The following is a 17874-nucleotide window of genomic DNA, read 5'->3' on the forward strand; positions in this document are numbered from 1 at the left end:
GCAGCGGTCCCGGTCGATCCCGGTCTCGCGGGAGAACGCAGCCGTCGGGCAGATCGCGGCCGCGACGCAGGCCGAGCACTCCTCGCACCACTCGGGGTGGTAGGTCACCTCGCGGTCGGGCCGCTGCCAGACGTCGGCGTAGGTCGCCTCATCAAGGACGGTGCGGGTGTTGATCTCGGCGACCGGGAGGGGGATCTCCTCGTCGAGGACGCGGAGGGGCGCGGCCTGCCGATCGTCGAGGACCGGGATCGCGGCGCCGAGGCTCGTGATGCACTCGGGCCCGGCGGAGGTCTTAAAGCCGCCCATGTAGCGGGGCTGCATCCCGACCATGTCGGCGATGACCGTGAGGTTGGGGCGAGCCGGGGTGCTCCGGGTTCCTTCGCCGGTCACGATGCCTATCGAGCCGTTCAGGAGGACCGGCGTCCCGTCCCGGATCGCGAGCCGGGCGGGGTCGTTCTGGAGGGGATTGATCTCGCCGCACCCGCTGACCGAGACCTCCCGGCAGGGTCCCTGCAGCCCCTCGATAGAGAAGATCGTCTTCACCCGCGTCGGCCGGGTGTTGACATAGGCGGTGTAATTTTTAAACGCGCTCCGGGTGGTGAAGAGCCGGGCGTAGGAAAAGTCGTCGATGGTCACCCGCGCCTCGACCGACCGGTCGGCGGCCTCCGCCAGCACCTCGATCTCCCGCCCCTCGACGATATCGCAGAAGAGGTGCCCGCCCCCGTAGCCGGTCCCGGCGTGGGCGGTCCCGGAGACGATCAGGTCAAGCAGGCCAAGACGCTCGTTCGGGCAGGGACCGGGCATGCAGGGGACCCCGTTCAGCCAGGCCCGCTCCGCCCGCTCGAATGTCCCCGGCGCCGCCACCGGGACCGAGAGGATCGCCGCGGTCCCGGACATCACCCCGCAGGTTCCGGTGGTGACCACGTCGACATCCGCGGCCGTGATCTCCGCACCCTCGCGGACGAGGCGCTTGAACTCCGCGGCGGTGTAGACGACCGCCGAACCGTTCCGGATCTTCTCGTCGATCTCTGCTATCGTCTTCATAACAACCTGATATCCTCCACCCGCACATGGAGACCCGAGGACTGTGCGAGAATCAGATTCACGACACCCGTATGCCCGAGGTTCATCATGCAGTAGCCGGGCAGGAACCGCTGCCGCATCCCGAATACCGGTTCGCGCCGCACCGTCCGGGCAATCCCCTCGAAACCGACGATGTGGTAGGCTTCAACGTCCTTAAATTCTCCGCCCCGCGAGGCCTCCGGGCCGACGACCAGACAGGTGAGGAGGCCGCTTGTCTGGCTTGCATGGAGGACCGAGAGGACGTGCTGGACCGGGCAGCCCGCACCGGCCGGCCTCCCGACGACGATATCCCCGGCCGTAATCCCCCACTTCTCCACGAGGTCCGGGCGGAAGGGCAGCACGATCTTCCGGGCCGAGACCTCGCCGGGCAGGGGATCGAGGATGAAATCGTACTCGCCGCCGAGGACGTCCCGGCCGGTATGAAGGGCCTCGCCCTCGAACCGCGGGGCTGCGGTTCCGGTAGGGTAGAAGACGCAGTCCCCGGGCTCCTTCTCCCCCCGCCGGACCCGGGCCAGGAACGCCTCGCAGGTCGGGGCGCCGCAGGCCCCGCAATCCTTCCCGGGCGGTTGCCAGGTCACCGGACTAGTCCCCCCGGAAGAGATAGTCTGCGTCCTCGAGTCTCCGGACGACCCCGAAGTGGTGCTGCCACCCGATCTCCGTCTTCCCGATGCAGACGGTGCAGACCCCGAGCGGCGGCGCACCCCGGAGGACGATTGTACCGGGATCGGTTATCGGCGGACAGTCCTCGATCGCCCGGAGGAGGTAGCGCATCCCGGTACCCTGGACGGCGTTCGTCTCCACGATATCGAGGTCGGGGTTCACCTCCCGGATCCGCTCCCGGAAGACCTCCTTCTCGGCCTGGGAGACGAGGTCGATCCGGGTCACGACCGCGATGTCAGCGAGGGCAAGCATCGCGGCCATCTTCAGGGGCGTGTTCGTGCCCGATACGGCGGAGAGGACGACGATCCCGAGCGCCTGCGTCGTGTAGGGAGAGCAGCGCAGGCAGAGCCCGGCGCTCTCGACCAGGAGGAGGTCGGCGCCTTCTTCTCCGGCCCAGGCGATAGCGTCCCGCATCACCATCACCCCGGCGTGGTCCGGGCAGAGGTCGCCGGAACAGACCTTCCGCGCCGGGATGCCGAACTCGGCCGCGATCTCCTCGTCCTCGAACGCCCGGACGACGTCGATCTTGAGGTAGGCTATCCGGTGCCGGTCCCGGAGGGAGCGGATGGTCTGCCGCACGACGGCGGTCTTCCCGGCCGACGGCGGTCCCGCGACGACGGCGAGCCTCATGCCCCGACCGGCCCCGTGATCAGGTCGCCCGCCCGGATCTGCTCGCGCATCCGGTGGAGGATGCCGTCGAGGCGGAGAGCCTCCCGGAGGGCGGCGATCTCCCTGCCGTCAGGCTCGATGACCCGCTCGACCGCCCCGTCCCGCATGACGATCCGCCGGGCGGAGAGGAGGGAGACCAGGGGGTCGTGCGTGACGAAGATGACCGCCTTCCCCCCGGCTCGGAGGACCTCGATCACCCGCTCCTTGAAGATCCCGGCGTTCTCCACCTCATCGAGGAGGAGGACCGGCGCAGCCGCAACGAGGACCGCGTCCGCCACCAGAAGTGACCGGGTCTGCCCGCCGGAGAGCGCGGTCATCCGGGCGCAGGATCGGATCTTCTCGCCCGTGAACTCGTTTGCAAGGTCGATCGTACGGCCGACGATGCTTTCGTCCTCGATCTTGCGGGACCGGACGTGCATCGCGAGAAACTCCTCGACCGTGAGGTCGGCGAGACACCGGGTGTTCTGGGTGATCAGGGCGACGGGCTTGTACGCCGGGTCGCGGACGAACTCTTCGGGAGGGTATTCGCCGTTGACGAGGACCGTGCGCCCCGTCGCAGTGTCGTTACGGGCGAAGACCTCGATGTCGTTGATGAGGGCGCTCTTCCCCGAACCGGTGGGGCCGACGATCGATATCGTGTCGCCGGGCCGGATGGTGATCGCCTCGAACCGCTCCGGCTCGCCGTTCCGGTTCCGGCCGGGGAGGATCGTGATCTCGCGGACGGCTGAGGGGTCCATGAAGGAGGGTCGTCATGCAGGAAGATAAGGATTGTTCTCCATAGCGGAACTGTTAACCAAAATAGGAAAAGCCTTACCTCATATATACTACTATAGTAGAATAATGCTCTCGAGAAAGATCTTTGAAGCCGAGTTTGCCGACGCGCTCCAGGAGGAACTCGCCCGGCAGGATATGAGCATCCGCGACCTCGCGGAGCGGGCGGGGATCCCGCCCGCAACCCTCTACAAACTCACGTCGGGCAGGGCGGACCCGCGCCTCTCGACCGTCCGGCGGATAGTGAACGTCCTCGAGCCCCGGGAGAAGAGTTTCATCGCGGTGATCGCGGCACGGTTCCTGCTCGACGAGATCGACAACCGCAATCTTCCCATCGGCGGGAAGCAATACCATATCCGGGGCTACGCGGCCGACTCGCTCGACGAGTGCATCACCGCAGCGGCGCGGGCGGACAAGGAAGGAGCGCTCGGGATCGTCTGCGCCCCCATCCTCGCGCCGATTGTGGAAAAGATCGTCGACTGCCCGGTCGCGATCATCAAGCCGCAACAGCAGACGCTGATCGAGGCGATCGAGACGATAGCAAAGAGGGTTTAGGGGCCCGTCACAGCCTAACTTTCGATGAAGTCGATCAGGTAGTAGTTCCCGCGGTACTCCGCGATCTTCCCCCGGTAACTCTTTGCAATACGCACTGTCTCGTTGTAGGAGAGCGGCACCTCCATAAAGCCGGTGCGAAGGGTTTCGTTCACTTTAGGGAGGTCGGCGAGATCGGCATCGGTGAGCGGGACGATTTCGTGGCCGGCGTTCAGGAAGTCGGCCTCGGTCCAGTTTGCAGGAAGCTCGAACCCGTAATGTTCCGCCCTCCCGTTGCTGATATTGTGCAGTATGAGGTAGCAGCCGCTCAACCCTTTCACGTCGGCGGAGGAGAAGAGATAGTGGAGGACCTTCCCCGGAGATTCGGTGTCGTATCGTCCGGTGCTCTCCACGTGGTATGCGATACCGCCGGTCTCGAAATAGCCGCGAAGAACGTCGCCGCTGATGGTCAGGTGCACCCTCCCCTCCCCGGAAAGGGTGCCGGTGAAGGAGGGAGGGTCGTGCAGCACCTCCTCGAGATCCGCCGTGCAGGGCTGCCCGGCGATATGCACCGCCAGCGGTTCGCCGGAAATCAGGCTATCCCGGATTCCCTCTGTATCGTAGACCGCAAGGTCGTAGCGCCGGATCGAGGAGAGGATATCCACGCCCTCGACCGGGGCATCCCTCTTCTCCGTGAAGAAGTCGATATGAACCAGGGCCTGATCCTCCGGGGCTATCTCCTCATGCGGGGCTACGGGGACCTCCGTGACGGGCGCGAAAGCCGCGAACCCCGCCGCCAGCACCGTGACTGCTGCGGTGAGGAGGAGCGCCGGGATCATCGAACGTTTCTCTGTCATCTCACCGCCTCTTCCGGCCGATGAGGAGGAACGCCCCCGTGAGCGAGAGGATAGCAAGCGCGGAACCGAACCCCGGAACCGTCCGGCTCGACAGCTCCAGTTCCAGGTCGAGGTCGTTTGTCAGGTTCTCAAAGATGAACTCCTCCCGGATGATGGAGTAGCCCTCCTTCTCGACCGTGACGGTCTGCCGGTAGCCGGGGGTGTCTACCCGGTAGCGGCCGTCTTCCCCCGTCACGTTCGTCCCCGCGAGGGGTTCGTCGTCGAGCGTAAACACCGATTCGAACCGAACCAGTGCACCGGGGACCGGGTTGCCGCCGGCGTCCGTCACCCTGCCCGAGACGGCGATCGCCGGGGGCGGCGGGAGACCGATGCGGACGGTCACGTTCACGGTCTTCTCGGCCCGGCGTCCGTGGTTGTCCGCCACGACGGTGATCGTGTTCTCCCCGGCGGAGACCGGCACCGAGCAGGCGAACTCGGGACGGTTCCCGCACGAGACCTCCCCGGTTCCGCTCCGCACAACCACGCTGTGCAGGCCTGCAGGGGCATGCACCTCCCCGACGACGGCGACGCGGGGCGGCACGACGTCGATCCAGACCGTCTCGCCCTCACGCGGGGAGGTGATGTTGATGGTGATCGGGTCTTCGACGGGCGGCGGATGCTTGTTGATGACGGTCAGGATGAGGTTCCCGGCAATATCGAGGACGAACGTCTCGTTGTCACGATGGTAGACCCGGGAATCGTTCGGGAGCGGGTGCAGCCAGGTGCACGGTTTCTCAACACCGCCCGGGGTGGGAACTTTTGCAGAGAGTTCGTCGCTGATGGAGAGCAACTGGTTCCCGTCTTTATCAAAGACCAGCGTCCTCCCATCCGCCGTATGGACCATGATCGAACCGAACGGTATCCCGGAGGTTCTACTCCCGTCCCATTCCGGCTGAAGGATCAACACCCCGGATATGGCAATAGTCTCCATCGAATCGTTCACCTTCAGTTCCGGGATCACGTAGTGATCGAGATCGATACCTGCGCCCGCCGCCGGGGCGACCGCGAGCAGCACCGCGAGGAGGAGGAGTGTCCATGTTCTGGCCTTTCCGTTCATTCTCAATCTCCCGCAGTTCAATCCCGGTAAATTGTCCCGACCCGGTAATACCGGCCCTCGTACTCGAAGTATTTCCGCTTGCCGGTCTCGCTATCGAAGATGTAGGTGTCGATCGTCTCCTGGTGGATCTTCTCCGGGTACTCCACGCTCCCCACCAGCCGGATGTCCCCGGTGGTATACGGGCCCCCTTCGTCCTCATGCCCCTCACCCCGGAGGATCGCGTCCAGAACCGGCAGGTTCCGGAACATCTCCTCGTCGAGAGGGATGACAATACCTTCCCGGGCCGTCTCCTCCGTGACTTCGTAGAGCAGGAGTTCGTCGGGCGGGATGGTCGCGGCGATGTAGGAGGCGACAGCAACGTAGCAGCCGAACAGGAGGAGCCCGGCGACCACGACCACGATGAGGTATCGCTTCAGCCGGGTGCCCTTCTCAGGACTTGACGGCGTCATCGACTCCCCTCAAGAACACCTGCATCTTCGTCCATTTGCCCTCCGCCGGGGTGCCGGCCCGGTTTTGGTGCGGGTCGCATGACCGGACCCGCGCTCCGGGATATCGGTACCCATGTGGGAGAGGTCGACCTTCTTCTATAAACGATTTCTGTGACAATCGTCTACACGTCGGGCCTTCCCGATCGATTTTGAACATAGCAACGCCGCCGAGGGACGGGAACCGGGGGGCGAGCACCACGTCGCCGTCGTGAATGATGTACTTCTACCCAGCTTCTCTCAGGGGCCGGTGTAGGGAGGGGTAATCGCCACGGTTCTCATCGGCTTGACGATCGCCTCCTCCAGCGGGCTGTACTGGAACAGGCTCTCCGGGATCCCGGTGTTCCAGGTGACGTTGTGGTACTCTACCATCAGGACAGTCTCGCCCCTGGCGTTGAAGAAGTCGGCTCTCCTGAGGATCCATGAATCTTTCTCAACCCCGGCATTCACGGCGTAGACCGGGTACCGTCGGGGATCCGGAGTGTCCGCTATCCGGGTGGTGTTCGCAACTTCAAGCACGTAAATCATCTTTCCATCCTCGGTTCGCACCCCGGATAACGAGCACTCATGGTCAGCAAGCAGGTTCCGGATCAGGTCGAGAGCGTCGAAAGCTCCCGTCGCGTACTCTTCACTGAAAGTATAGTTGCGCATCCGGGCAGAGACGTAGAGAACCTCACCGGTAGCATTGACATAGTGCCACTGCGTCTCGCCATCGAAAACAACGAGATCCCCTTCCTTCGCGGGGTGGTGCTCAGGGTTGTTGGGATGTCCTTCAAGGTAGTTAACCCGGAACCGATCCGGCTTCTTAAACCAGACCTCTTCACGGAACGTTCCCCGCTCCGATACGGTTGTCACCGTCGCGGAGAAATCCTGCAGGGAGTCGTACGTCTCAACGAACTTCGCGGCAACTTCAGGGCCGGGAGGGGGTACTTCGTCCGGCGGCAGAGGTTCCGGGGTAGCCGGGATTATGCTACAGCCCGCCGTCACGCACACGGTCATTATCAGCACCCAGGGGATCCATCGTCGCGATTGCATCTAACACCTCAATACAATTTCATTTCTTAAAAATAGGTTATAAGGTGCTATCGCACTCGTGGTATGTAGTAATTCTACCCGAGGCAATCCATGCATTCATAAAGCAGTACGTCCTGTCTTCACCTGTGTAAGCGGCCCAGGAGAAAACCTCCCCGGGAAGTTTCGTTAGTCCGTCATTTGTTCTCACGTATTCATCGATCATGCGATCCGTTATCGCCTCGAATGAATACTGAACAGGCACATCGGCATAGATTTCAGCGGAACCACAGATCCGATTGATCGAAGCGGAGGGGTCGTCGTTGTCGTAGTAAATATGCTCCTTCCAGCTACCTGTCGTGCAATCCCTGAACCAGATGTAGTAGGTTCCAGCGCTACTTATCGTGAAATCGTAATCGTACCAATGTCTTGAGGTTGCATCGAACCACTTAATTGTCGGACATCCCTGGTATGAGTCACTATTATCGTAAATCGCTACGCCCAGCCATACTTTGTCACCATAATAATCCTCGTCGTAATAGAATATGTACTCAATCGCATCTCCTCCATCCAGATAAATCTCACGCTCATGATAGATTGCGCCTTCATGCCCGTTATTTGTAAACGAACCCGGCTTGATCAGCCCCTCGAGGTGAACCGGCCTGCCAGCGTATTGGGAGTTCACATTGTATTGTGCCCATTCACCGTGCAGGGGTGGGGATACATACGAAGCGGATCGTGCATTTTCAGGTGAGTAGACTTCGGGCTCAGAGGGGGTGGCTACGCGCACTTCGCTCAGCATGGTCTGCATGTCCGGGTACGCGGTAAAATACTTCATAGGAAATGAGATGCTCCCGTCGTTCATGGCAAGCGAAAGTTCAAACATCTTTTTTGGGATCCTTAACACAGTCAGACTCTGGGCTTCAGTTACTTGAACGGGAGAGAAGTATCTCAATCCAGTCTTTTCATCAAAACACTCATTTTTCAGTAACACTTGTGCATCAGCAAGCTCAACCCGATCGGCATAATCCGCTGAATTCCGATCCTTGATCCAAGATTCCGGAAACACCAGTGTTATCAGGTCGTCTTCCCCTAACGATGGTGAAACGACAATGTCCTGAGAACTGAAGTCGGGAGTGATGATTACGCTATCCGCAAGTTCTTCTTCAGCGATCGCATCTATACTTGTTTGCGCACTTGCCATCGATACCACAACCACGCTCACCAGCAGTCCGGTGAGGAGCATGGAAACTGCTCGCATTCCAATTTTTCCGTTCATTTCGTTTTCCTCCTCCCGAAGGCAGGAGGGGCATACCTTCAAGTATGGAGAATGCGTACATCCCTTTGCCTCCGGGCATGCGGGACGTTCACCCATCCGATTCATTCCTGGCCGGGTGGACCCCCGCGCTGTTGCAGGCGCCGCCCGCGGCACCCACGACTGAGAACTCAACGTTCCTCTATATCCATTTTCCGGCCCGACCAACTACACGTCGAGGCATTTCGATCCTTTTTGCCCTCCAAAGTATGCCACAACGACCGGGACCTGAGTTGCATCGGCCGAGAAGAGAACTGGCACGGTAGGGGAGATCCAGGATAGGGAAGCTCATGCCTGCCAGCATTTGGCGGATTCCGGACAATATCTCTCCCCGGGAACCCCTATCATGGCCACATCGTCAGGACCACGTAGTACGCACCCTCGTACTCCATAAGCGGGTACAGCCCCGTCTCCCCGTCGGGGCCGTAGGCGTCCTGGAGCGCCCTGCTCTCCGCGTAGGAGACCCCGACACCCCCGATGAAGCGCTGGTCCCGCATACCCCACCCCCACGCCGACGGGTTCTTCTCCTCGCCCCGGATCACCGCATCGAGCGCCGGATGGTCGGCAAAGTCCCGCTCGGTCAGGGGAACGATCATGCTCTCCCCCGGTTCCGCCCGCTCCATGACGTAGAGCATCGGCTGCCCGCCAGAACTCTCCATGGCGTAAATGATGAGGGCGTCGGCGAGCATGAAGCCGAGCGCGACGGCGACGATGCCGATAAGGCTGCAGGCGACGACGAGCCCCGCCGTTTTGAGCCGGTTCCCGGGTTCCGGTTTCCCATCTTCTTTCATTCCGATTTCACCCTTTTGAACCCATCAGGGGATCGAGACAAGGAGGTAATAGTACGCACCGTCGTATTCGAGGTAAGGGCGGTTCTGTGCCTCGAAATCGGTGCCAAACGATTCTATGAGAACGCTTCGCTCCACGTACGTCACCGGAGCATGCCCAATTGTTCGCTCGTCGGGATCATCATGAGGTGTGCTTTCCAGGTCCCAAGGCAACGGACCCCTGTTATCGCCGCGGATCACGGAGTCGAGTGCCGGGTGCTGCTCAAAGTCCTTCTCGGTCAGGTGGATGATAGAAGCGTTCTCCAGCCGCTCCCCCCTGACCTCCCAGACGCTCAGCCCCGGAGAGCCACTGCTCCCCGCGAGCCAGGCGAAGAAAGCCGTATACGCGAGCACAACCGTCGCGACGAGAACGACGGCGCCGACGAACGCGAAGATCCCTATGGCAATCAGGCGCTTCCTGTCAGGCTCCATGCAGTCTCCTCCGGTCTCGGCGCAGGCCGGACAGATCCCGCACATCGGGGCACCGATTCCGGCAGTTATCGGTGAGAGGTCGACGTCCCCCTATAAACGATTTCTGTCACGATCGTCTACGTATCGAACCGCTTCGAGCCGTTAGGCTCCCGGAACGGGCCGCGACGGGTAGAAGAGGGATGGCACCCGGGTACGGATCGTGGTAAAAGAAGGGTGTGCCCGGACTCGGGCACGAAGGAGGGTTAGAGATCGTGCACGGGCACGCACCGGTTCTTCCCCACATACGGCAGGACCGGCCCGTGGAGTTCTATCCCGAGCGCCTCGCGGAGGACGTCCTCGATCGTCTCCACGGTCGTGAACGTGAGATCGCTCCGCACGTCTTCGGGGACATCCTCGAGGTCCCGCTCGTTCTCCCGCGGGAGGATGACCGTCCTGATCCCGGCCCGGTGCGCCGCAAGGACCTTCTCCTTGATCCCGCCCACCGGCAGCACGGCGCCGGAGAGGGTCACCTCGCCGGTCATCGCGACCGTCGGGTCGACCGCCCTCCCCGTGACGAGGGAGGCGAGGGCCGTAAAGAGGGTCACGCCTGCCGACGGCCCGTCCTTCGGGGTCGCCCCCGCCGGCACGTGGATGTGGACGTCGCTTGCGAAGAAGTCGAACCCGGTCGTGGTGGCCGCGAGCCTCGAGCGGATCAGGCTGAGCGATATCTGGGCCGACTCCTTCATCACGTCCCCGAGCTGGCCGGTCAGCGTCAGTTTCCCTTTGCCGGGCATGAACGTCCCCTCGATGAAGAGGATATCCCCGCCGACCGGCGTCCAGGCAAGCCCCGTCACGACGCCGGGCGGGTTCTCCTTCCGCGCCACGTCCGGCCGGACCGTCTCCCGGCCCAGGATCTCCGGGAGCATCTCCGCCGTCACGACGACCGGCAGGTCGACCGTTCCCGAGACGACCTTCGCGGAGACATACCGGGCGATCCGGGCAAGCTGCTTCTTGAGCGTCCGGACACCCGCTTCCCGGGTGTAGCGATCGATGATCGCCGAGACGGCCTCGTCCTCGACCTGGAGGTGATCCGCGGTCAGGCCGTGCTCCTCGAAGGTCTCCGGCAGGAGGTGGTCTTTCGCGATCGCGAACTTCTCGTTCTTCGTGTAGCCCGAGATCTCGATGAGCTCCATCCGGTCGAGGAGCGGCGCCGGGATCGTCGCGAGGCTGTTTGCGGTCGCGATGAAGAGCACGTCCGAGAGGTCGTAGGGGACCTCCAGGTAGTGGTCCGAGAACGTGCTGTTCTGCTCGGGGTCGAGGACCTCGAGGAGGGCGCTTGCCGGGTCGCCGGAGTACGAGACGGCGAGCTTGTCGATCTCGTCGAGGACGAAGACCGGGTTCATCGTCCCGGCCCGCTTCATCCCCTGGATGATCCGGCCGGGGAGCGCCCCGACGTAGGTCCGCCGGTGTCCCCGGATCTCCGCCTCGTCCTTGACGCCGCCGAGGCTGATCCGGACGTACTCTCTCCCCAGCGCGTCGGCGACGCTCCGTCCGAGGCTCGTCTTCCCGGTCCCGGGCGGGCCCGCGAAGAGGAGGATCGAGCCCTGCTTCTCCTCCTTGAGTTTCATGACGGCGAGGTGCTGGACGATCCGCTCCTTGACCTTCTCGAGGCCGTTGTGGTTGCTCTCGAGCACCCGGCGGGCCTCCTCGATATCGATGCTCTTCTTCTCGACCGTCCAGGGGAGATCGAGCAGGAGGTCGAGGTAGTTCCGTATCCCCTGGCTCTCGTGGTGCTGGCTCCCGCCAGACTCGAGTTTCTTCAGCTCGGCGAGCGCCTTCTTGCGCACCTCCTCGGGCATCGTCGAGCGCTCGATCCGCTCCCGGTAGTTCTCCTCGCCGGAAGAGCCGTCGCAGCCGTTGAGTTCTTCCTGGATCACCCGGAGCTGCTCGCGGAGCATCGCTTCGCGGTTCGCCTTCCCGACCTTCTCGGAAGCCTTCCTGGCCACCTCGATCCGGAGGTTGATGCTTTCGTTGAGGTCCAGGAGGAGCCGGAGGAACGCGGCATGGCGCTCCCGGACGGAGGTGATCTCAAGGAGCGACTGCTTCTGTTCGACCTCCACCGGCAGGAAGGGCATGACGAACCCCATGATCTGGTCGACGGACTCCATCCTGTCGACGGGGCGGGTGAACTGCTCGGAACCCTGGAAGTTGTCGCTGAGCTCGTGGACGGCCGCTTTGACGTCTGTGAGCATCTCCGCCCGGCCCTCCTCGTCGAGGTCCGGCACGTCCGGGAGGGGTTCGGAGATCGCATAGAACTGCCCGTCCTTCTCGGTGAGCGTTGTGATCTTCACCCGGCTCGTTGCGTGCGCAAAGACCAGGTAGCCGTCGTCCGCAGGCTGTACGTGTGCGATTGAAAGGAGGTTCCCGGCTGAATAGAATGCGTCGGCCGGATTCTCCGAAGGTTCGGCGTCGGTCTTTGCGGTCAGCCCGACCGCGGACGCCGACCCGTCGCTCTTCAGGGCAGCGATCAGCGCTTCTCCGACGGCCGTCTCGACCTGGAGTTTCGTCCGGGTCTCGGGGAAGACCACGGTCTCGAAGAGCGGTATGACGATGTACTCGTTGCTGGTATCTGGTAAGTGCATGGTGACTCCGGATTGTTTAGTTCGCATTTACCTAACAATTTGGCCGGCCAAAAAAATCATCCGACCTTTCTCAGGATCTCCACCAGGAGATCCACTTCGTTCTCATCGAGCGTCCGCACCATCCTCTCGATCATCCGGTTCAGAGCGTTCCGCTCGGCGTTTGCCAGCATCCGCCCCTTCTCGGTCAGCCGGATGTAGGTGACCCTCCCGTCGTCGGGGGACTTCTGGCGGTAGGCGCACTCCATCCGGACGAACCGATCGACCATCTCCGTCACGGTGGGTTTCGAGTTCCTGGTGATCTCGGCAAGACTGCTGAACGTCACGTCGCCGTGCTCGTCGATGACTTTCAGGTAGGCGACCTGCTTCGCCGTCATCTCCGAGAGCCCGCATTCGGAGATGATCTCGGAGGAGCATTCGTTCTTGATGGCGATCAGGCGATCAAACACTTCGAACAGGTGCTCGTGTCTCGCCGCCATGGTTGATGCTGATTAGTTTGGTTTGACCTAACTATAAAGGTTGTGATGGACGGATCCCGCCCGAAAGCGGGTTCCGGGACGGCCCCGGTAGAGCATATTCGCAACGGGCACCCCAGGACTTGCGCACATCCGGGATCTAGAAGATTCAGGTCTTCGTAGACCCGCCAAGCACCGCAAACCCCCCATCCAGGGTCTGCACGATATCCGTGACGATTTCCACCTCCGCCTCCGTGCCGGCACTGACCCGGACAATCTCACCGCGATCGTCACATTTCATCACGTGAATCGGCGACCCGAGATGGTTCCCCATGGTGTAACCCTCACCCTCGGAACTCTCGAGGCACGCACAGGCGTAACCCCCATCGGAGGCCCGGGTAACCGGACAGGGCATATGAAACTCCGTCACGCCCATATCAGAGCCGTCCCGGTCAAGAGATCGGTCGACCGTGACCGATCTTCCGACAGCCTCTCCTTCCAGAGTCCTACCTACCCTATAGAGCAGATCCACGCTACTGTCCGGCTTCTCCCGCACCGAGTATACGCGGTAAAGCGTGACCCCGGCAAACTCAGGCCCTTCCTCGAAGGTCCGGGTCCAGGTGACGTTACCCTCTTCATCGAGCCGCATCACCCAGAGCGGATGGCTGTCCGTCGTCCCTGCAACGATGCATCCCCCGTCCGATGCCGAAGCGACCCCCAGAGCCCGTCCCCGGCCGAGATCCGGGTAGGTCCGTTCCCGGAGGAGCGACCCGGTATCGTTCGCGACCGCCACCCGGACATCCCTATCGTGCCTGCTCCCTGCAGCCACGATGCCTCCGTCCGGCAGACCGGAGACACCAGGCACGGACCCCGAAACCCGGCTGCTCCAGACCGGTGTCCCGTCGCCGGCAACCCGGAATAGAGACCCGTCACCCGTCCCGGCGGTGAAACTGCCGTCGGCGTGGGCAGCGACTGCCTCAACGCCATACCGTGTCGGGAACGACCGGTTCCACTCGATCCGGCCGTCCTCCGCGATCTTGAGCAGCAGAGCCTGCTCGTTGCTTCCCGGAGATTGCTTGACCGACCCTCCGACAAGCAGGCCGCCGTCCGAAACCGGCACGATGACGGTGCCGTATTCGTCGCCCCCTCCATCAAAGGCGGCGTGCCAGATCTCGATACCGGCGGCATCGGTGCGGGTGACGGAGAGATCGTGGCGGTCGGCGACAACGTCGCTTGAGAGACATCCCGGTGCAAAAACAAGGGCGATGAGGAATAAAAGAGCGAAGGAGATCGCCCGGTTACGGGTCTCGTCCATCAGAGATAGAGCCCCCCGGCACCGACATGGTATCCGGCCGGCACCGGGACAAAGCCCGACTCCGTGCTCGGAACGGCCGCATTCACCGTCGCCGTCCAGATATTCTCTTCGATCAGGTATTTCATGCCCCCGCCGCCCTGGTACTCGAGGTCGAACGAGATCGATGTGGCGTTCTCCGGCGGGACGAAGCCGTCGAGGAAGACGACCGTGGTGTAGGTCCCGCCCGACCCCCGGGTGAACCCGGCGACACTCACGTTGTCAGGGGTTGCGAGGACCGGAACGAGCAGCCTCGGCTCTTCTTTCGTCTCGAACTCGCCGGTCGGTCTGAAGATATCCTGCGCGTAGTCTTCCGTCGTCGTGAACGCGAGCATCTTCCCGTACGGTGTCTCCCGAATCGCCGTCCGCCACCCGGCGGGCTGGAGAACGCTGGACGACTCGAACATTACCAGCTCGCCCTCCGCGTTCGCCGGAACCGGGACCATGACCGTGGCGGTGCCGTTCACGGCAAGACCGGAGAGACCGGTGATCCGGATCAAGTAGGAGTCGTTCGGCATGGTCGTCTCGACGAATGCAGGAGCCAGGAGGAGCAGAAAGACAACCACAGCAAGAAAACAGACCGCTCCCAGCACAAGCAGTATGGTTTTTCCGGTATTCACATGTTTTTCGTCCATCGTCTCACCGGGCACCCGGGTATGCAAGGCACGTACATCCCCTCCGCCATCCGGCATGCGAGACGTTCGCCCATCCGGTTCATCACCGTCCGGGTGGGCCCCGGTGCTCCGGGATACCGGTACCTATGCATGAGAAATCAACGTTTCCCTATAAACGATTTCTGTCCATACTCTCTACACATCGAAGCATTCTGATCCTTTTGCCCCCGGAAATGCGCCTCCGCCGATCCTGGAGACTCCCTGTCCCGGCCGATGGAAAACTTGCGCCGTCAAGCGAACAGCCGGCATCAGGGGCAAAGATTACCATTAATAAACGATTCTGGCATTCTCCAGCTTCACGCACGCTCATGCCTCTTCAAGGGCTCAAGAAGATTTCCGGTTGCGGGATCTGCGCATCCGGAAAAGGGATTTGAAAGCCCACCGGCAGTCCCTGAACGCGAATCTGCTTTTCACTTCGCATGCATTAGAACTCGCTTATCGGAACCCAATTTCCACCACCTTCGTACCTCGCAGCATGAACGTTTACCGGAATTACTCCGCGAATGTCAGGAGGAACATGCTCCAGAATACTCACCCGGAACGTATCCCCCGATATAGAGTGATGGGTTCCCTCAGATACGGTTAACTCCAGGTTAACGGCAACATCCGTTGCACTCGCATTCAGAGGCACAAGATCCTCCGGGAGGAAGAGGACCGATGTGTATCCGGACCCATCCCGCGTGCTGGAATTCCATCCTGCAGAGGCATTGAGACCGCCACGCATGAGCGGGGAGAGAGACTCATTCTGAGGGTCTGTCAGTCTTAACTCACCGGGATCAAAATTTTTGAAAAATTCTGCGTGGATATCGGTAAGGTTCGCGCCGACCGATTGAAAAGCAAGCATTTTGCCATAGGGGGTTACGACAATTACCGATTTCCAGTTGCCGAATTGCCTGTACTGGAGTTCCTCTTCCGAAAAAACCAGCTCCCCGTCCCTCATAGGCATCGGCACGATAATATCGGTGACCGGTTCGCCGGTATAGTTGGAAAGGTCGCCTATTGTGACCGTATATCTGTAATAGCCCGGGTTTGAGTTGATCCAGGCAACTCCGAACAGGGTAAGGGAGAACATAAGAATGACGGTAACTGCAGCCGCTAAAAATAGGATTTTGAGTTTATTCAAAGACACCATCGTTTTTGTGCTCCTTTGATCTCTTTAGGGACGGGTAACATAATTTACAAGGCCCATATTATACTTTGCACCGTCAACAAAACAATTTCGGGTATCCTGGACGAGAGTTGGGTCATCCCCCCAGTTACTATACTGATCCATGGTGCTACGGATATAATTCATATACTGATACGATGCCGATGCGAGACTACCGGCACTGTCACTAACATCAGATATATAGTAATAATACCAGTTCAATTCGACATCGCTACGGTAATTCTTGCCACTTGTCCAATTGTTATGGACATAGGATTCATATGCCTGGTGATTTGCAAGATATACAGGGGCGTAATGGAAAGGCTGTGACATATCCGTCATAAAGTGCAGAGAGTAGGCCAAACATGTATAACCAAGATCGTCGTTTGACAGGTCATCGTCATGAAGATAATCCCTGGCAAGATTTGCATAACGCTCGGCCTGATCGGGAGCGCCAGTTATGGAATAATGATTCAAAGATGCATCCCCCCAATCATCAGGATCGGCTGCTGTTTCGTTGAGGATGGCGCATGCCGCAGAACTCAGTCCCATTTTCTGTCCGGCTATCCGTGCCATGTCGTTGTGAGGTGCAGGCCCGCCCCCGATATACCCCGACCACTGGATGCTAACACCGCCTGAACCTTGGTTGAGGAGTATTTCTGCAACTTCGGTAAGGGTAGTTAATTTTTCCGCATCGGAAAGGGTATTGTTCCTGACCTCATCTAAGGACTGCAGGAGGTCTTTTTTCACATCCACATCAATGTCGCTTGATTTGATGTCATCCATTAAAGTAGCATAAATACAGTCAATTTCCTGTTGCGTCAGTGTGATCTCCGGCTCAGGGAGAACTACCAATTCATTTGCGCTCACCGCAGGCACCACAACCACACTCACCAGCAACATTGCTAGGAACATGGGGAATGCCCGCATTCCAACTTGTCCATTCATCTGCTTTCCTCCGATAATTTCCCGGAGGCAAGTGAGGCATACTTTCAAGTACACAAGGCACGTACACTCTTTTGCCACCGGGCATGCGGGATGTTCACCCATCCGATTCGCTCTTGGCCGGGTGGACCCCCGCGCTTCGGGATACCAGTCCCGGTATCCACGATGGAGAAATCAACGTTCTGTTATAAACGATTTCTGTCGATCCTCTCTACACATTGAGGCAGTTCGATCCATTTTGCTTCCGAAATCATCCCGCAGTCGACCGGGAACTCACACTGAGCGGGCCGATAAGGTACTCGCACGACAGAGGGGAAACTCGATGTCCGGGGGTTATGGCCCGACACCAGCGCCCACCCTGCACGACAGGCTCTCTCCGCCATCGCACAGTCTGGGTCGTCCTGCTCCGATACGTATCGGACAGTCAATCTACCTCCTATTGGAGAACGTGTAGAGAGGATCGACAGAAAACTTAAGAGAAGTCGTTAGAGAAGTTCTCCCGTGGTATGATGACATACAACCGCATCTTTGCACTGGTGCTTGCACTGGTCCTGATTGTGTCGCCGGCTTTTGCCGGGAGCAGCGAACGTGGTGTGAACACCGCTCCAGGAGAGAATGCCTTGGAAAACGACACAGGTATTTGTGCCTTTTATTCTATACAGCAGGGGGAGACGAACGGCCACAACGCATACGTGCCTTCCGGAAGCTCAACGCTGTTTGTGGACCTGGACTGGTTCATTCCCCAGCAATCGCTGACGCTGAAGATCATCTCACCGAGTGGAAGTACCTACGCTTACTATCACGACACCGATCTGGATGGTGATAAAGACGCACAGATCCGCACGTGGATCCCCTCGCCAAAGGCCGGAACGTGGCAGTTCCAGGTTTACGGAGAAATTGTACGGGGCACGCAGGATTATTCCTTTGAAGCCACGGCGGGATAAACC

General features: G+C 60.5%; 19 protein-coding genes. 2 read left to right on the forward strand and 17 right to left on the reverse strand.

Annotated features, from left to right (window positions below; all coding sequences use genetic code 11):
* From BRA62_RS07180 to BRA62_RS07195, 4 genes are all read right to left on the reverse strand, one after another.
* Window positions 1–1044 (reverse strand): methanogenesis marker 16 metalloprotein (locus BRA62_RS07180; RefSeq protein ID WP_292365889.1); only part of this gene is annotated, 1044 nt, incomplete at its 3' end.
* Entirely contained in the window at window positions 1041–1661 is a 621-nt protein-coding gene (locus BRA62_RS07185) for a (Fe-S)-binding protein (RefSeq protein ID WP_292365890.1), read from the reverse strand. The genes BRA62_RS07185 and BRA62_RS07180, both read right to left, overlap by 4 nt.
* Before the next feature lie 4 nt (window positions 1662–1665).
* On the reverse strand, window positions 1666–2373 hold the full coding sequence (locus tag BRA62_RS07190) for a GTP-binding protein (RefSeq protein ID WP_292365891.1): 708 nt from the start codon (window positions 2371–2373) through the stop codon (window positions 1666–1668).
* Window positions 2370–3149 carry an ATP-binding cassette domain-containing protein gene (locus tag BRA62_RS07195; RefSeq protein WP_292365892.1) on the reverse strand — a complete coding sequence of 260 codons (780 nt, stop codon included), beginning with the start codon at window positions 3147–3149 and terminating at the stop codon, window positions 2370–2372. The genes BRA62_RS07190 and BRA62_RS07195 overlap by 4 nt, the downstream gene beginning before the upstream one ends.
* A 103-nt stretch (window positions 3150–3252) precedes the next feature.
* On the opposite strand from BRA62_RS07195, the gene BRA62_RS07200 reads away from it, so the two are divergent.
* The gene (locus tag BRA62_RS07200) at window positions 3253–3738 is read left to right on the forward strand and encodes a helix-turn-helix domain-containing protein (protein ID WP_292365893.1); all 486 of its coding nucleotides are present in this window, start codon (window positions 3253–3255) and stop codon (window positions 3736–3738) included.
* Window positions 3739–3752: 14 nt separating this feature from the next.
* Here BRA62_RS07200 and BRA62_RS07205 read toward each other — a convergent pair whose 3' ends face one another.
* From BRA62_RS07205 to BRA62_RS07265, 13 genes are all read right to left on the reverse strand, one after another.
* Window positions 3753–4571, reverse strand: coding sequence for a hypothetical protein (locus BRA62_RS07205; protein ID WP_292365894.1), 819 nt, complete (start codon window positions 4569–4571; stop codon window positions 3753–3755).
* A gap of 1 nt (window position 4572) precedes the next feature.
* Entirely contained in the window at window positions 4573–5667 is a 1095-nt protein-coding gene (locus tag BRA62_RS07210; protein ID WP_292365895.1) for a carboxypeptidase regulatory-like domain-containing protein, read from the reverse strand.
* 17 nt (window positions 5668–5684) lie between these two features.
* Window positions 5685–6116, reverse strand: a complete 432-nt coding sequence (locus BRA62_RS07215; RefSeq protein WP_292365896.1) for a hypothetical protein — start codon at window positions 6114–6116, stop codon at window positions 5685–5687.
* A gap of 276 nt (window positions 6117–6392) precedes the next feature.
* Window positions 6393–7160 carry a LolA family protein gene (locus tag BRA62_RS07220; RefSeq protein WP_292365897.1) on the reverse strand — a complete coding sequence of 256 codons (768 nt, stop codon included), beginning with the start codon at window positions 7158–7160 and terminating at the stop codon, window positions 6393–6395.
* Between the two features lie 64 nt (window positions 7161–7224).
* Window positions 7225–8442 carry a hypothetical protein gene (locus BRA62_RS07225; RefSeq protein ID WP_292365898.1) on the reverse strand — a complete coding sequence of 406 codons (1218 nt, stop codon included), beginning with the start codon at window positions 8440–8442 and terminating at the stop codon, window positions 7225–7227.
* 380 nt (window positions 8443–8822) lie between these two features.
* A complete protein-coding gene (locus BRA62_RS07230) occupies window positions 8823–9269 on the reverse strand; it encodes a hypothetical protein (protein WP_292365899.1) in 447 nt (148 codons plus the stop codon).
* Between the two features lie 24 nt (window positions 9270–9293).
* Complete coding sequence (locus tag BRA62_RS07235; RefSeq protein ID WP_292365900.1) at window positions 9294–9737, reverse strand: hypothetical protein; 444 nt, start codon at window positions 9735–9737, stop codon at window positions 9294–9296.
* Between the two features lie 242 nt (window positions 9738–9979).
* Window positions 9980–12358, reverse strand: coding sequence for an endopeptidase La (gene lon, locus BRA62_RS07240; RefSeq protein ID WP_292365901.1), 2379 nt, complete (start codon window positions 12356–12358; stop codon window positions 9980–9982).
* A gap of 56 nt (window positions 12359–12414) precedes the next feature.
* On the reverse strand, window positions 12415–12834 hold the full coding sequence (locus tag BRA62_RS07245; protein WP_292365902.1) for a MarR family winged helix-turn-helix transcriptional regulator: 420 nt from the start codon (window positions 12832–12834) through the stop codon (window positions 12415–12417).
* Between the two features lie 145 nt (window positions 12835–12979).
* Window positions 12980–14125, reverse strand: a complete 1146-nt coding sequence (locus BRA62_RS07250; protein WP_292365903.1) for a hypothetical protein — start codon at window positions 14123–14125, stop codon at window positions 12980–12982.
* A complete protein-coding gene (locus BRA62_RS07255; RefSeq protein ID WP_292365904.1) occupies window positions 14125–14796 on the reverse strand; it encodes a hypothetical protein in 672 nt (223 codons plus the stop codon). Before BRA62_RS07255 ends, BRA62_RS07250 begins: the two co-directional genes overlap by 1 nt.
* A gap of 463 nt (window positions 14797–15259) precedes the next feature.
* A complete protein-coding gene (locus BRA62_RS07260) occupies window positions 15260–15907 on the reverse strand; it encodes a hypothetical protein (protein WP_292365905.1) in 648 nt (215 codons plus the stop codon).
* Window positions 15908–15991: 84 nt separating this feature from the next.
* Window positions 15992–16930, reverse strand: a complete 939-nt coding sequence (locus BRA62_RS07265; RefSeq protein WP_292365906.1) for a hypothetical protein — start codon at window positions 16928–16930, stop codon at window positions 15992–15994.
* A 503-nt stretch (window positions 16931–17433) separates the two neighbouring features.
* Here BRA62_RS07265 and BRA62_RS07270 point away from each other — a divergent pair.
* A complete protein-coding gene (locus BRA62_RS07270) occupies window positions 17434–17871 on the forward strand; it encodes a hypothetical protein (protein WP_292365907.1) in 438 nt (145 codons plus the stop codon).
* The last annotated feature ends 3 nt before the right edge of the window (window positions 17872–17874 follow it).

Origin of the sequence: Methanoculleus sp. UBA208 (assembly GCF_002498065.1) — an archaeon.
Classification (GTDB): domain Archaea; phylum Halobacteriota; class Methanomicrobia; order Methanomicrobiales; family Methanoculleaceae; genus Methanoculleus.

Coding starts and splice junctions, on each gene's coding strand:
- BRA62_RS07205 (WP_292365894.1), bottom strand. CDS start 4,571: ATGACAGAGAAACGTTCGATGATCCCGGCGCTCCTCCTCACCGCAGCA.
- lon (WP_292365901.1), bottom strand. CDS start 12,358: ATGCACTTACCAGATACCAGCAACGAGTACATCGTCATACCGCTCTTC.
- BRA62_RS07230 (WP_292365899.1), bottom strand. CDS start 9,269: ATGAAAGAAGATGGGAAACCGGAACCCGGGAACCGGCTCAAAACGGCG.
- BRA62_RS07250 (WP_292365903.1), bottom strand. CDS start 14,125: ATGGACGAGACCCGTAACCGGGCGATCTCCTTCGCTCTTTTATTCCTC.
- BRA62_RS07260 (WP_292365905.1), bottom strand. CDS start 15,907: ATGTTCTCCCTTACCCTGTTCGGAGTTGCCTGGATCAACTCAAACCCG.
- BRA62_RS07190 (WP_292365891.1), bottom strand. CDS start 2,373: ATGAGGCTCGCCGTCGTCGCGGGACCGCCGTCGGCCGGGAAGACCGCC.
- BRA62_RS07235 (WP_292365900.1), bottom strand. CDS start 9,737: ATGGAGCCTGACAGGAAGCGCCTGATTGCCATAGGGATCTTCGCGTTC.
- BRA62_RS07195 (WP_292365892.1), bottom strand. CDS start 3,149: ATGGACCCCTCAGCCGTCCGCGAGATCACGATCCTCCCCGGCCGGAAC.
- BRA62_RS07200 (WP_292365893.1), top strand. CDS start 3,253: ATGCTCTCGAGAAAGATCTTTGAAGCCGAGTTTGCCGACGCGCTCCAG.
- BRA62_RS07225 (WP_292365898.1), bottom strand. CDS start 8,442: ATGAACGGAAAAATTGGAATGCGAGCAGTTTCCATGCTCCTCACCGGA.
- BRA62_RS07215 (WP_292365896.1), bottom strand. CDS start 6,116: ATGACGCCGTCAAGTCCTGAGAAGGGCACCCGGCTGAAGCGATACCTC.
- BRA62_RS07245 (WP_292365902.1), bottom strand. CDS start 12,834: ATGGCGGCGAGACACGAGCACCTGTTCGAAGTGTTTGATCGCCTGATC.
- BRA62_RS07255 (WP_292365904.1), bottom strand. CDS start 14,796: ATGGACGAAAAACATGTGAATACCGGAAAAACCATACTGCTTGTGCTG.
- BRA62_RS07265 (WP_292365906.1), bottom strand. CDS start 16,930: ATGAATGGACAAGTTGGAATGCGGGCATTCCCCATGTTCCTAGCAATG.
- BRA62_RS07210 (WP_292365895.1), bottom strand. CDS start 5,667: ATGAACGGAAAGGCCAGAACATGGACACTCCTCCTCCTCGCGGTGCTG.
- BRA62_RS07270 (WP_292365907.1), top strand. CDS start 17,434: ATGATGACATACAACCGCATCTTTGCACTGGTGCTTGCACTGGTCCTG.